This is a genomic window from Sphingobacterium sp. HSC-15S19, from assembly GCF_050433745.1.
Lineage (GTDB): Bacteria > Bacteroidota > Bacteroidia > Sphingobacteriales > Sphingobacteriaceae > Sphingobacterium > Sphingobacterium siyangense.
Map to the genome: position 1 here is coordinate 198,584 of NZ_JBNPWQ010000001.1, position 14,623 is coordinate 213,206.

Annotated in this window: 14 protein-coding genes; 6 read left to right on the forward strand and 8 right to left on the reverse strand. The window is 37.9% G+C overall.

Features of this window, described 5'->3' with window-relative positions; all coding sequences use genetic code 11:
- Window positions 1-157: 157 nt before the first annotated feature.
- Window positions 158-1,888, forward strand: coding sequence for a helix-turn-helix transcriptional regulator (locus tag L1283_RS00915; RefSeq protein WP_429625635.1), 1,731 nt, complete (start codon window positions 158-160; stop codon window positions 1,886-1,888).
- A gap of 448 nt (window positions 1,889-2,336) precedes the next feature.
- Window positions 2,337-3,014, forward strand: a complete 678-nt coding sequence (locus tag L1283_RS00920) for an ATP-binding cassette domain-containing protein (protein ID WP_145330788.1) — start codon at window positions 2,337-2,339, stop codon at window positions 3,012-3,014.
- A gap of 58 nt (window positions 3,015-3,072) precedes the next feature.
- Here the strand turns inward: L1283_RS00920 and L1283_RS00925 are convergent, their stop codons facing one another.
- Window positions 3,073-3,756 (reverse strand): YceI family protein, encoded by a 684-nt coding sequence (locus L1283_RS00925; RefSeq protein ID WP_115050093.1) that lies wholly within the window; start codon window positions 3,754-3,756, stop codon window positions 3,073-3,075.
- A gap of 308 nt (window positions 3,757-4,064) precedes the next feature.
- Between L1283_RS00925 and L1283_RS00930 the strand changes: the two genes are divergently transcribed.
- The 3 genes from L1283_RS00930 to L1283_RS00940 all read left to right on the forward strand — a co-directional run bounded on the left by L1283_RS00930 (window position 4,065) and on the right by L1283_RS00940 (window position 7,820).
- Window positions 4,065-4,448: a winged helix-turn-helix transcriptional regulator gene (locus tag L1283_RS00930; RefSeq protein WP_145330786.1), complete on the forward strand. Its 384-nt coding sequence runs from the start codon at window positions 4,065-4,067 to the stop codon at window positions 4,446-4,448.
- A gap of 158 nt (window positions 4,449-4,606) precedes the next feature.
- Window positions 4,607-5,953, forward strand: a complete 1,347-nt coding sequence (gene acpA, locus L1283_RS00935) for an acid phosphatase (RefSeq protein ID WP_115050095.1) — start codon at window positions 4,607-4,609, stop codon at window positions 5,951-5,953.
- A 34-nt stretch (window positions 5,954-5,987) separates the two neighbouring features.
- Entirely contained in the window at window positions 5,988-7,820 is a 1,833-nt protein-coding gene (locus tag L1283_RS00940; protein WP_145330784.1) for a cytochrome-c peroxidase, read from the forward strand.
- 51 nt (window positions 7,821-7,871) lie between these two features.
- On the opposite strand, the gene L1283_RS00945 is transcribed toward L1283_RS00940, so the two are convergent.
- The 3 genes from L1283_RS00945 to L1283_RS00955 form a co-directional block, all read right to left on the reverse strand.
- Window positions 7,872-8,456, reverse strand: a complete 585-nt coding sequence (locus tag L1283_RS00945) for a hypothetical protein (protein WP_145330782.1) — start codon at window positions 8,454-8,456, stop codon at window positions 7,872-7,874.
- Between the two features lie 130 nt (window positions 8,457-8,586).
- Window positions 8,587-9,099 (reverse strand): GNAT family N-acetyltransferase, encoded by a 513-nt coding sequence (locus L1283_RS00950; protein WP_333886613.1) that lies wholly within the window; start codon window positions 9,097-9,099, stop codon window positions 8,587-8,589.
- Between the two features lie 287 nt (window positions 9,100-9,386).
- The gene (locus L1283_RS00955; protein WP_115050104.1) at window positions 9,387-9,746 is read right to left on the reverse strand and encodes a response regulator; all 360 of its coding nucleotides are present in this window, start codon (window positions 9,744-9,746) and stop codon (window positions 9,387-9,389) included.
- 210 nt (window positions 9,747-9,956) lie between these two features.
- Here L1283_RS00955 and L1283_RS00960 point away from each other — a divergent pair, with 210 nt between their 5' ends.
- On the forward strand, window positions 9,957-10,748 hold the full coding sequence (locus tag L1283_RS00960; RefSeq protein WP_145330778.1) for an NIPSNAP family protein: 792 nt from the start codon (window positions 9,957-9,959) through the stop codon (window positions 10,746-10,748).
- A gap of 13 nt (window positions 10,749-10,761) precedes the next feature.
- Here the strand turns inward: L1283_RS00960 and L1283_RS00965 are convergent, their stop codons facing one another.
- The 4 genes from L1283_RS00965 to L1283_RS00980 all read right to left on the reverse strand — a co-directional run bounded on the left by L1283_RS00965 (window position 10,762) and on the right by L1283_RS00980 (window position 14,622).
- Window positions 10,762-11,163 (reverse strand): hypothetical protein, encoded by a 402-nt coding sequence (locus tag L1283_RS00965; RefSeq protein WP_145330776.1) that lies wholly within the window; start codon window positions 11,161-11,163, stop codon window positions 10,762-10,764.
- Window positions 11,164-11,366: 203 nt separating this feature from the next.
- The gene (locus L1283_RS00970; RefSeq protein WP_145330774.1) at window positions 11,367-12,221 is read right to left on the reverse strand and encodes an AraC family transcriptional regulator; all 855 of its coding nucleotides are present in this window, start codon (window positions 12,219-12,221) and stop codon (window positions 11,367-11,369) included.
- A gap of 138 nt (window positions 12,222-12,359) precedes the next feature.
- On the reverse strand, window positions 12,360-12,917 hold the full coding sequence (locus tag L1283_RS00975) for a hypothetical protein (RefSeq protein WP_145330772.1): 558 nt from the start codon (window positions 12,915-12,917) through the stop codon (window positions 12,360-12,362).
- Between the two features lie 166 nt (window positions 12,918-13,083).
- Window positions 13,084-14,622 carry an ArnT family glycosyltransferase gene (locus L1283_RS00980; protein WP_145330770.1) on the reverse strand — a complete coding sequence of 513 codons (1,539 nt, stop codon included), beginning with the start codon at window positions 14,620-14,622 and terminating at the stop codon, window positions 13,084-13,086.
- Between the last annotated feature and the right edge of the window lies 1 nt (window position 14,623).

Below are 14,623 nucleotides of genomic sequence, written 5' to 3' on the forward strand. Positions count from 1 at the left end.
TTATAACCGGATTTGAGCGCATTGATTTGCGAGCAATATGTCTGTATTAACCATTTTCTTTAAGGATTTTGCGTGTTAATTTTAAAGAATTATTGAAAATTATTTTATTGGTTATATCAATAGGGAGACAGCGCGCTGAAATTGACCTTTTTTAAGCATGAAAACCATTTTACTTTATTCTTTTATACTCGTTTCTTTGGTATTGTCAGGCAAACTTAATCATGTCTATGGGCAATCTGTAGCAGAAATATCTGCTATTGAGAATCCTGTTGTCCAACTGGAAGCTGTCCTGCTGTTGCCCATCAGATTTGACGGTGATACGATCAAGTTGAGAAATGCCTTGGCTCCGGTTTTTGAATTGGCAGACAAAAAAAGGAATATTGCTTTAAAATGGGCCTATTATATGCGCATGGCCGATGGTTTCTCTATAGCTTTTGATCGTATAAATTCGTCATCTGAGCGCTATTATCGTTTGGCTGAGCAGCTGCTACGTGTTCACCCTGATGCTGAATTAGAAATGTTAGGTTGTGCCCGTGAAGGGTATTACAACTTCGTCTATAGACGGGTAAAAGAAGCATTTCCGTTCTTTCTACGAGCGAATGATTTAAAATCTAAAGTCAATATCAAAAAAATCCCCTTGGTGGTGAAGCATTACCAATTTATGGCGAGCTTCTACAGTTATATTGGTGATCAGGCAAATGCTGTTGTTTATTTGGAAGAGGCTTTACCCTTTACAAAGCCGGCTTCACGAGAACGTGTCGATCTGATCAACTCTATTGCTGTATATCTGGCAAAGGACTCGCTCAATCACCAAGCCTTTTCTTATTTGAATCGTGCCATGGATGAGGCTAAATTGGCGAAGGATTCCGTGTGGATCGGTATTATTTCTGGTAATCTGGCGGATCATGCATGGCGAAAAGGTGAAAGGGAAAAAGCTATTGCGTTGGTTAAGAAAAATATAGCGCTCTCCATGCATTACAATGAACGTACAGATGCAATGCGGGCAAATCTCAATCTAGCCAATTGGTATATCGAATTGAAAGAATGGAAGTTGGCCGAGCAATATACGATGGCCTGTGAGCATTTGATGGAAGACAAACCCTATTTTTTGAAATATAAAATGGAACTAGCAAAATCCAAGTCCAACATTATGCGGGGTTTAGGACGTGAAGGGGAGGAGCTTAAGCAATTGCATTTGTATCTAATGCTGAAAGATTCGTTGGAAAAGAGAACGAATGACAAGGAGATACAGAAAATGCTCTGGCAAAGGGAATCTGAAAAATACAACCGGACTATCCAAGCCACGGAAGAAAAACGGATTCGGACAAAACGGATGTATCAGTTCATAGGCATTGTACTTATGTTGATTTTTGCGATAGTTGTTCTGTTAGTCAATAAGTCGAAAATTAAAATTAAGATGCGGAATACTTTACTGGAAAAAGACCAACTTGCGCTTGCCTATGAAAAACAATTGTTAGATCAGGAGCTAATGATTTTACGCAACTCCTTGACCGAGTTTACAGGCACTATCCGGCAAAACGATGTCATCATCCAGCAACTTAGGCAGGAAGTAGTAAAGATTTCTGAATCTGACCCGGCATACCTGACACAAGTTACGGATAATCTGAATGCGCTTTTGCAGCAGCACATTATGACGGATGAGCGATGGCAAAAATTCAAACATGTTTTTAACAAAGTGTATCCAGCTTATCTGACACAAATGCGGCAAACTTATCCAAAGATTACCGAGAATGATCTCAAGATATTAGCGCTGCTCAAATTGGATTTAAGTAATGCAAGTATGAGCGAACTGCTGTGTGTTTCGGTGGAAGCGGTTCGTAAGGCAAAACAGCGATTGAAGAAAAAATTAGAACAAACCGAAAAGTAAGGATATAGAGGTGCTATCAGGTGCATCCGCTGAAGTTAAGGAATGTTAAAAATAATGTTCGGTCATTTCTTTTGGCTATATTCATTTCAGCGTTTAAAACCTGTTTATTATGATAACGCCGATTATAAGTAGCTAATACATTTCTTATTGAATTCCATTAAGACGATACGGTTAAGTTTAAAATTTTTTAGATTCATTATTCTCTTTAATTTATTTGTAACAGGAGGTATTCTTTTACAGTCACTACGTTTTATGCTGAATTCCATCGGTATGATATCATTTTATATGTTCATTTTTTGGTTTAAAGTCATTGGTTCTATTATTTCTTTTATTGCCGAATATATTTTTCATCTTCCTAAGAAAGAAGTATTTCTAAAAAATTTGCATATATCTCCCATAAGTCTGCTGATAAGGCTTACTGTAATAGACTTTTTGTTATTTATAATTTATGTTGGAGTCTGAAAATTTATCTAATGAGCTGTTATACATAGATAGTTTATCGTTTAGTCGTGGTGGCGGGAGCATTCTTTCGGGGCTTTATTTGACATGTGCGCAGCATGAAGTAGTCGGAATTTTGGGTAGAAATGGTAGTGGGAAATCTACCCTGATGAACGTCATATTTGGACGTATTAAAGCTGATTTTGCTTTCATGCGTTGCAAAGGTGTCAAATTTGAAAAAGGCTACCAGACAGGAGAGATTACCTATCTCCCTCAGGAAGGTTTTTTGCCTAGAAATTTGCTGCTTTCTGAAGCCCTTCAATTTTTTCAAATAGATGATGTTAATTTACTGGAGATCCCATTGATTCAAGAGAATTTAAATAGGCGATTGAGTAGCCTATCTTTGGGCATGATTCGTTTGTTTGAAACGCTATTGATCATTTATACCAAAGAATCCATCACTTTACTTGATGAGCCCTTTGTCGGTCTTAGCCCTATTTATATTGAACTCATTAAAGAACATATTAAGCTAGTAAAACATCGAAAAGGAATATTGATATCAGATCATTATTTTAGGCAGGTAATGGATTTAAGTGACCGATTATATCTCCTAAAAGATTCACACTTGACCCAGGTCCTGAATGAAGATGAGCTCGTATTTGGAGGTTATTTAAATCAAATAGATTAATCAAGTAGAACCTACTCGATTAATCTATTTACTATAAGCGACTAAACGCTATTGAAAACTATTTCGCATTTTTTGCAGTGACATTAAGTTCAATGTCAACATTTTGTGCAATCATCCAATCTTGTGGATTACCTTCTGTACCGTAAGAAAGACCCCAATCTTGTCTTTGGATCGTAAATTTAGAATAGAATGTTACTTCGTCACCATTGAACGTGATTTTGGCAGGGAAAGTTACATTCACCGTTTTATCTTTGATAGTTAAGTTACCACTCACCGTATTTGTCGCATCAGCAACAACACTTTTTCCTTGCGCTGCATCGAATGGACCAACTTTGGTGATTTCGAATTTTGCAGTTGGATATTTTGCTACGTCAAAGAAATCAGCACTTTTTAAATGTGCATCCAAATCTGATGATTTTTTGCCACCGGATGTTGCAGGATCTACAGAAGCTGTATCTGTCAGAATAGAATTGACATCGATTGTGAAAGTACCACCAGTAACTGCGTTATTTTCAGCTGAAAGTGTTCCTTCACTTTTCAAAACACCATATCTTGGGTTTAAACCGCCTTTATGGTAACCAGTCCATTTTAATGAGCTTTTATCTGCTTCAACAGTGTAAGTCTGTCCTTTTTGTTCAGTTACTTCCTGAGCAGTTGTTGTTGTTGCTTTGTCGCCATTTGTGTTTTGACAAGAAGCTAACAACAGGATAAGGGCTAAACCCGAGATTAATTGTTTTTTCATTTTTAATCGTTTTATTTTTTATATGTTATTTACACTTTACATTTTGCAGCATCAACTGTGCCAATTTGCACCTTCTGATGTTGCCGATACAAAGGTAGATGATAGATAGTTTATTTTTGGTATCAGTTTCCTTAAAGAAACTACTTTCCAAAAAGATAGTGGTCTGTAACTTTATAAATGCGTATTTTTGTAAGAATAAAGAAATCATGTCAGTGGTCCAAGCTTTGCTTGTGTGTTCATTTATCGTTGATCGTATAGGGATAAGGAAGCCTGTGAGGGTGGACAATACATGAATAAAAAATAGTGAAATGAAAAAGGAAGCAACTTTAACGTCGTCAGGTGCATGCAAAACACGCGTGTTGGCCATTAACGATACCATGGAGATTTTGGCAGGAAAATGGAAATTTCATATTATAGGTACCTTATTGTTGGTCGAAAAATTGCGCTTTATGGAACTGCTGCGCGAAGTTGAGGGGATAGGTGCGAAGATGCTGTCTAAAGAACTGCAGGATTTGGAAATGAACCAGCTGATCAGGAGAACAGTATTAAATACCAAACCCCTGACGGTAGAGTATGAGTTGACCGAATGCGGAAAAACTTTGGGTCCAATCATCGATGAGATTACCAAGTGGGGTATAACCTACAGGAGTAAACTTTATACCAAGAATGAGGAAGTGGAAGCTGCGACCTAGTATGTAAACACGCCTTTGTTTTTAGTGATAAGAGGGTGGATGCCTGTAAAGAACCTGATACGTTGGTCGCAAATCCCTTTGATTATAGGTTATGAAAACGATAATAATTGTAAGTTTGTTCTAGAAATTACAGTCTAACCTACTAAAAAGAAGACAGGATGCGGTTACAACACTTACTTTATTTGTCTCTTGGAGTTTTGAGTATCAGCAGTTGCGGAATTACCAAAAACGCCCGACACCAAGAGATTACCTTTGATGAAGGGATCAAAAAGATTAACCATGTGGTTGTTATTTATATGGAAAACCATAGTTTTGACAATCTTTATGGCGAATTCAAGGGAGCAAATGGCATAGCGAATGTCAAAAAGGGGGATTTTTTACAGGTAGACGAGAATGGTAAAGCCTATCAATACCTCCCCGAAATTCCACGTAATAATTCCTTTCCAACCAATCTACCCAATCAATTTTTTAATATAGACCAGTATGTACCTTCGGATAAGGCGACGCCCGATGTTACACACCGTTTTTATCATAATCAATTGCAGATCAATGGTGGAAAAATGGATAAATTTGCACTCTATAATGATTCCAAAGGTTTAGCGATGGGTTATTACAATACAGAGAAGCTACCTTTGTATCCGTTTGCCAAAGCGTATACATTGTGTGATAATTTCTTTCAGAGTGTATTTGGCGGATCCTATTTAAATCATATTTATATGATTTCCGCAGCTATTCCTGTTTGGCCTGATGCACCAAGCTCAATGGTTGCTAAACTCGATGCAAATGGAAAGATGATTAAGGATGGTGTGGTTACGCCAGACGGTTATGCGATCAATCATGTGCTTTCTCGCAACAAACCTTATCCCGCGAAATCTGATACTTCCAAACTATTACCTTCTCAGACCATGCCGACCATTGGCGATCGCCTGACAGCGAAAAATGTAAGTTGGGCTTGGTATTCAGAAGGCTGGGATGATGCTGTTGCCGAACGTAAAAATAATTTTGCTTACAATCATGAGCCTTTTTTATATTTTGCTAATTATGAGGATGGTAAGGAAGGGCGAAAACACATGAAGGATCAAAACGATTTTATTAAAGCCGCAAAAGAAGGAACGCTTCCTAGTGTATCTTTTGTTAAACCAGGTGGAGGCAATGATGAGCATCCTGGAAGTTCGGCGGTCTATTCATCAGAACAACTTGCCGTTAATTTGATCAATGCTGTATTGGAGGGACCGAATGCAAAAGATGCGTTGGTGATTTTGACCTACGATGAATTTGGAGGTTTTTTTGACCACGTTAACCCACCCGTCGTTGACCGCTGGGGACCTGGTAGCCGTATCCCGGCAATTGTCATTGGACCATTTGCTAAGCGTGGTGTAGTGGATCATACGCCGTATGAAACAGTGAGCATCCTTTCATTTATAGAAAAACGCTGGGGAATAGAGCCTCTTGCTGAAAGAGATAGAAAGGCAAATCCCTTTAGAAATGCGCTCGTTTTCAAATAGACGGTTTTTATATCGAGAGATAGGAAATTGAACTATGTGTACAAAGGTTGTCGTTTTTATCTTATTGGTTGTAATAGTATTTACCCTCGGATTTACTACAGGGCAGCCTGTTTATACAAAACAAAAAGAGGGCAATGCCCGTGAGCATCTGATTCAGAAAGAAGTACTGGGTCAGATGCTTTCTTTTAGGACATATATCAAGGATACACTGAATGCCGAAGTGCAGAGAGGTACAGTGGATACGTTACGGCTCAGAAGAGCCTTTTTGAAAACAAGGCTACTTTTTAAAAAGTTTGAATGGGCTTCGGAGTATTTTACTGCAGATCTATCCAGAAGGTTAAATGGACCTCCGGTGGAGGAAGTTGAAAATGCGGATTTGTTGGATCCCTCTTTGGCTAGAGGAGTGGAGCCTATTGGATTGCAGGTGATTGAAGAGCTTATCTATCCCACTTTCGATAATAGCAATAGGCAAAAGCTAATTCGTGAAATCGAACATTTGATAACCAATACGGATTACTTGATTTCCTATTTTGAAGATCATCAATTGGAAGACTGGCGTATTTTAGATGCGACGAAATTGGAGGTGTTTCGGATTATTTCCTTAGGAATTACTGGTTTTGATAATGCGCTTTCTCGAAATAGTATGATCGAGTCTTCCATTGCATTAGGCAGTTTACAGCAAATTCTTTTGCAATATGAAGGTAGAAAAGAAACGCTGGCTTTGATGCTTACAGAGGCGATCAAATACCTGCAACAACACGCGGAATTTGAATCGTTCGATAGGGCACAATTCATTACCCAATTTGCCAACAACATCAGTACGGAGATAGCACAGTTGGAACGTAATCTTCCGGGCCCTAAAATCAGATACAATCGGATGCTTCGGCAAGACGTCAATACGATGTTTGATCTGAATGCATTTAATGTAGATGCCTTTAGCCCGGGGCCTAAATTTCACTTCAGTAATGAAAAGGCCGTATTGGGCGAGAAATTGTTTTATGATGTTGCTTTGTCGGGGACACATACGAGAAGTTGCGCTTCATGCCATCATCCTGATCGCGCATTTACAGATGGGTTGAACTTGCAAGTGGACATTCATGGTTCGGGACGTTTGCTCAAACGCAATACGCCTACTTTGCTCAATGCAGCATTACAGTCCAACTACTTCTATGATATGCGTTCGTTGACGTTGGAAGATCAGATACACGATGTCATTGGTAATAAGCAGGAAATGGACGGCTCGGTAACGGATATCGTTCAATACGTTTCTTCGGATAAAATCTATCGATCATTATTTAATAAAGCATTCAATACAGCGGATGGCCCGATCTCAGCTGAGCAGGTAAGCAATGCACTTGCTTCTTATATTCGTGGCCTGACCAAAATCAATAGCCGATTTGATGATTATATGCGTGGGGATAAGAACGCATTGTCCAAATCGGAAGTGGATGGGTTTAATTTATTTACGGGCAAGGGAAAATGTGCGACCTGTCATTTCCTACCTTTATTCAACGGTGTTACACCGCCCAAATTTATTCAGAGCGAAGTAGAAGTCCTGGGGGTACCAAAATCCCTGAAAGATTCTGTGCTGGATTCAGATTTAGGGTACTATGATATCATTGGTGTTGATTCATATAAATATGCCTTTAAAATACCTTCTGTCCGGAATGTAAAGAAAACTGCTCCCTATATGCACAATGGGATCTATCAGACCTTGGATGAGGTCATGGAATTTTATAATAATGGGGGAGGGGCAGGATTGGGAATCAAATTATCCAATCAGACATTGTCAGATGAAAATTTGCATCTGAGTGAAAAGGAAATGAAAGATATTATTGCGTTTATGGAAAGTCTCGAAAGCCAATAAAATGGCTGGTGGGCTATCTCTTTTAGAATAGTATCGATTGTTTTTGCTGGGCTAAGGAGTTTTATTGAGCCTAAATGAGGGGGCATCAAATTGATTGAGCTCTTGCAGTAACGGTAAGGGATTAATTCTTATCGTAGTTTTTCTTTCTTGTAGATTCTCTTCGGACCCTAGCGCTTTTACCTGTTCAGTTTTTATTCCAGTCAACAAGTTGAATTGGGTTTCAGTCGTTGTATTTTTTCCATCCCAGGTTCCTTTTTCTAGGTAGATCAATTCAAAATTTCCATTGTTGCAACGAAAAGTATAGTTGGCATGTCCATCTGTGATATCGGCTAATATATGAAGCTGACCATTTTCAATAGCGAAGTTGGGCAGCGGAAAATGGGGTTGGATCATCGTCGTTGAAGAGAGGGCCAATCGTAGCTTTCCGTTGGGTTTGGACAGAAATACCTGCGTTTTAATTGGTGTTGCTGTATTTGAAGTGTCCATGGCAAGAACAATTTTATCTGGATAACCATCATGATTTATATCGCCTTCTAGCTCTTGAATTTTTGCTGTAAAACTGTCTTTTGGTACCTTTTTTTGGCCATATAAGGCTAAACTACTTAAAAAGAATATGCTCAAGATTAGTTTTTTCATCCAGTATAAACACAGCATTAAATAAAACATAAATCGATTCAATATACGCATTCAGGATGGAAAAGCTATTATTTTACCCCATCTTGGTTTCTCGGAATTGATTAACAACCAAGTTAGTTTGCCTTACTGACTATAGGAATAGACTATAATACATGGAGTAGCCACTTGTTCCATCGAGCCATTGTACAAGTTCTTTATGACTATAATGAAAACCGGCTTTTTGGATAGCCGCTTTTGAAATTATATTTATTTCACGATGGCTTATAGTCAGTTTTCTTAATTGATTCGCGGAGGCCCACCCTATTCTTATTTTATACAAAAGACTCGATAGACCTAATTTTCTATACTGTGGCTGTATGAAAGACTGACCAAAGTAGGCTTCTTCTTTATTCAGCAACAGCATGCTGGTTATCCCAATCATTTTTTCACTTTCGAAAAGACCAAAAACAATGCGTGGGTATCTTATGCGTTCTGCCCAATCCATATCAGATAGTTCTATTTCAGGAGGAGTACTCCGTCGAAAAAGCGTAGGTTCGGTTTGAATTGACTCGATACGCATCGCTTTATAAAGTGGGGACTCGCGCTCTGTCAGCTGACGTATATGGAATGAACCTGATTGAAATGTTAAAACGGACTCTAACATAGCGTAGTTAATGCTGTCTTAATGATTATTTCTAATACTATAATGCGAAAGTATGTATTATTATTTATACTTCAAATGTGGTATTGCATTCATTCCAAATTGCTGATTCCCGATGATTATGCCGCGACAACTATGCCAATATATGGCTGCAATTGAGTAAGCCACAATTGTATTAAAATAACACATGATCCTATTCGTTTCAATGTGGCCTTATGCGCAAGTAGGGTATCAAAATATAAGTTTCACAAGTAGCATTTCCGTAATGGTACTGAAATATAAGAATAGAACTACAATAGTTCAGCTATTCTATTTTCTAAATCTTCTAGATCAAAAGGCTTGGCGAGATAGCTGTCTGCTCCCGCTTGCAGGGCTAGTGTTTCGATGTCGGTATTAGCGGATAGATAAATTACAGGGATATTGCGATATAAGGGGTGATTTTTGAGCAACCGTGTGGCTTCTACTCCGCCTATTTTGGGTATCCAATTGTCCATCAAAATTAAATCAGGATGTACCTCTTCTACTTTCTCGATAATATCATGAGAAGTTTCAGAGACGGCCATATTATAGCCATTTGTTTCGAGGATTATTGTGCATATTTCAAGGACATGTTTATCATCGTCCAACATCAGTATTGTTTTATTTGACATGTTGCAGCTTTAAAAAAGGTGGAGCTAAATTAAATAAAAAGCCTTAGCAGGAGCATGGGTAAAATACCGATTCTAGTAAGTAGAAATCCCCATTTTTAGGCTTAATGGAAGATAGTTTTTTGTCATGAGACGAATCGTCCGAAGTTTGAACTTTCAAAATTAGTATTATCTTTATGGTATAATCAATAACCCATTTTCATCTTATTGCTCATGAAAAAGAATGCCTTTAACCTATATCGACCTTTCATCTTAGTTTTATTGCTTGTTGCTGTGGGAAGCTATGTAGCTGCGTTTGAGAAAGTAAATCAGGACTATTTTCAGTTGAAAGTGTATCATTATGAAACTGATGAACAGGAGAAAGCCATTGATCAATATCTTGAAATGGCCTATTTACCTACAGTACATCAGATGGGATTTGAGAAAGTTGGTGTCTTTAAACCTGTTGAATATGTTGCTGGTAAAGAAAGACTGGTGTATGTTTTTCTTAGCGCTTCCGATCTGGGGCAATTGGTCGATTTGGAACTGCGTTTGGCTAAAGACCAAAGATTTCAGGACCTGGGTAAGGTTTATCTGGAAGCAAATTACAGCAGGCCACCATTTACGCGGGTGGAGACAATATTGATGAAAGCATTTGCTGCGATGCCTAAAGCAAAGCTGCCTAAATTGTCTGCTGAGAAAAATAAGCGGATTTACGAATTACGGAGCTATGAGGCTGCAACCGAGAAACTGTCAATGAATAAGATAGACATGTTTAACAACGGTGAAATCGATATTTTTAATAAGTTAAATTTTAATGCTGTTTTCTATGGACAAGTAATTGCCGGTAGTACGATGCCCAACCTGATGTATTTGACAGCTTTCGAAAATATGGAAGACAGGAATACACATTGGAAAGATTTTGGACCTTTATACAAACCAATGCAGGATTTACCTCAATACCAGAATAACGTATCTAAAAGTATAAAGGTGCTATTGTTTCCTACGGCATATTCCGATATTTAGAATTCGATTTAATTTATTTTTTTCTAACAAATAAATTAAATCTTTTGCACCAGTCAAAGAAGCTGGACAAAGCCTGTGTATCTAATTTTTCAAAATTGTAAATCTTATGCGGATAAGGCAGAGCATTGGTATAGATGCCTGTGTTTGCTAAAACAAGCATAGGGCCATCGCTGTCAATTTGATCAAAATATTTGCTGATGATTTTATAATGTGTATTAAAAAGTGATTCTACAGCTTCATTGTTCGGAACGAGGGAGATGGTATAGTCGTAATCTGCATGTTGCATCTTTTGGCAATTGCAGATAATATTTTCTCCAAGGGAAACCTCATTTCCACTATCCCAAAGAAAATTGGCGACCTCAAAAAATAAATCGTTTTTAACTTGCCCGACAGGCTCGGCGATGAAATATCTCATTAGCTTTCTCTTTTATTTGCTTTACCTTTTAGAATTCAGTTGATTACAGTAGTTTTATTCCAGTGAAAATCTGCAATTCCTCAAAAAAGATTTTATGCCTTTTGATATTGATGAATTAAGGAACTGGGTTCACTGTATTTTATATTACAAAGAAATATCAATCCAGTGGGGTTTAAAAGAGATAAAAGGTGGTAAGTATTGGACTATTCGAGGTTTTTGTTTCGAAATGTAAGGGCTGTCATACCTGTTACTTTTGAAAATAAGCGCGAAAAATAAGGATAATCATCGTAGCCGAGTGTGGCAGCAACCTCCTTAACGGATTTACTTGAATGGTAGAGCAGCCGTTTTGCTTCCAATACGATACGTTGCTGAATATGGTAGGTAACGGGCTTTCCCGTTGCTTTTTTGATACATTCATTGAGATAAGCCGTTGATATTTTTAATTTTTCGGCATATATTTTTGGCTGTTTGTTTGTGATAAAATCTTTATCCAATAACGCATTGAATTGTTTTGTAATATGCTCTGCTCTGGACTGTGCGTCACTTTTTTTTGATTGTACTAAATACTGCGAAATAATTAGGGCTGCGATCGTATTGCAGCTGTCTTTCATTAACGCAGGATACAGTTTTTCGTGTTTTCTTTCGTTGAGCTTTAAACAGATATCTACCGTTTTCGATAAGATAGTGCATGTTTCTTGGTCAATGTTGATTGGAGCAATCGTATCAATATCTTTCAATGCATTGATGTAATCCGAATTCAGGTTTTCTACACTGATCATTAGGACACTAAACACACTGTAGTCCATTGCGATGCCACGATGCACTTGATAGGGCTGAATGATCATGACAGAAGAAGGACCCAGTTGGTGTTGCTGAAAATCTATTTCGAAGATTCCATTTCCCTCCTCGAGTATAAAAAACAGGTAGAAATCATCGCGATGCGCCTGACTTATTTGGGCTAGTTCTAAATTTTTAACAGCATTCTTTTTTATCAGTATTCCTAAATTAAAATCATTCGGAAATGAATTTAGCGGTATAGTGTTACTTTTTTGCTGCATTTTTCTTGATAATTGATATGTAATGGGTGATCCAACAACTGCATGTCTTAAAAAGATAGTGCTTGTTAAGTAATTGTTATTGCTAAAAGGCTTCCTGTATTTCAACGCCGATTAGTGGATTGGAAAGCATCGTCAAATTTACGCATTTGTCAAGATAGCGAGTATGTTTTTTCTGTATTCGGGATCTTTTTCTCGAAGCTCCAGGATATTGTTTTTTAAATCCAAATTGACATACCACTCGGCATAGAGGTTCTTTTCATTGGCACCGTCGAAGAAAACTTTCGCTTTAATATATTCCTCGTCAAAATGCTCTGGACGACCACTGACAATCAATGCGGTGGAGCCGACACTATCAAGCATCTTAAATGTAGTACTCTCTATTTGAAACAGGCTATTTAAGGCTTTGGTAAAATTGTCGCTCAGTTTACCTATCGAATAAAAATTAACCCCTTCACGATAAAATCTTTTTTTATCAACTTCAGAGTCTACAATTCCCAATTTCATATCCGGGCGAAAGGCAATTGCTAAACCTACCGTCTCTCTCCCCCAAAGCCCCTTTGCCTGAATGATATGATGTTCGTCGTCGTCTTTCCAATATTTTGTTACTTTCAATTGCAAATCCACAAAATCATCGTCTTCGCTGACGTCGATTTGTTTCAAATTACCCTGTCCCTTCAAAAAATTCAAAAATCGCATAAATATCCTATTAATATGGTGTTAAGCTCCCTGTAGTCGCTATGGTGCTGACGGTATATGACGAGCATGACGAAGATGAAAGCTTTGGCTAAGTATATTAAAGATAATAAATATTTCAGATAAAAGAAGCGCCCAGTTAACCTTAAAAGCGTAAAAAATAACTAACTTATAAAGGAAGATTTTTTTCTCTTTTTTCTGATTCTACTTCATTTGAGACTCGTTCATTGATATTAATTTTAGCATTGATAAAAGAGAAGATCGTTGTTCCATGTTCCCGGGCATAGCTATTTGTAATGGAGTCTGCTGCCATTGATCGTGTAAAGAAGGGACTGGTTGTTTTTAGTTCAGTTTCACGCTCCCAACGGTTCTTGACCCGGATCAAATTGCGGTATTTTTTACTCAGATCAAACCAATTGATATAATCGGCATTGAAAGAAACAGCCCTAATCCCCAGTTTGGAATAGTAATTTATAGCACCTGCCTGTCCATAATTGTCGCAAAGAACGAGTGTATTTTGAGGTTGGGGGATCTGACGATAAACGCTATCTACTTTGTGGGCAAGTTCTTTCCAACCTAACATATCGGCAAAGTCTTGTGGAAGTGGGTGTTCTTCACCATCTTCCCAAGTTAACATGCCATATTTACGGTATTTTTCAGGATGTTCTATAAAGTACGATGGATTGTGATTGGGAAAGGCAATGTTGTAGATCGGTAGAAACAAGATGCCTGTTAAAACGATGAAGATAGGCTTAAGAATTTTACCAGTTTTGTTTTCCAGTAGTGATGCAATATAAACCGCTCCGAAGGCAAAATAAATGGGATAAATACCTATCGCATAATAATCCTTGGCTCTTAACAATAAGAAAATACCAATGGTAATAAAAAATGACCAGAAGAATAGGCGATAAGGTTTAAATGGGGGATATTTCAACAAGGCATATAAACCGAAAATTATAACAAGAAAAGTCCCGAAGAAAAACAAAAACTGAGAACGGAAAAAGCTCCACCGATTGACGTGGACGAGTTGCGTTGCCTGAAGCTCTTTAAAATGAGAGAATACCGGAAAATTATTTTGATACTGCCATATTAAATTCGGCAAGATGATAAGTATGGCGATGAGTAAACTACCATATAATTTTCGTTCCGTAAACACTTTCCGTTCGGGCACGAGTGCAAGGGCTGGAACTAAACCTAGAATAAGAAATACGACGTTATATTTATTCAAAAAACCGATAGCAAATACAACAGCAATATAAATTAGCCACTTCGATTGTTGGCTGTCCAAATATCGTATAATGAGGTAGTATATGGAAGTCCAGCACAATACATCCAAAGAATTTGGCTGATATAAGCCATTCAGACGGAAGAGAACGGAAAACATAATACTGCAACTGCCAAATACAAGTGCAAAAAGGTTTCCTTTCAACGCTTCTATAGTTTTCCAGACAATTAGAATTGTTAAGGCTCCGTACAATGCGGGGAAAAATTTGATCCAGAATTCGGAATTTCCGGTTATTTTGATCAGATAGGAGGTCCAGGAGGTCAGAGGCGGAACAGAGAGATAGCCCCAAGCCAGATGATTCGCTTGATCGAGATGTAGAAATTCGTCACGTTGCAATTCGTAAATCGGACTAATCAACTGATATTGAATGATGAATTTTAACAGGATGAGACCAATTAGGATAAATCGATGTTTAAGTGCCATC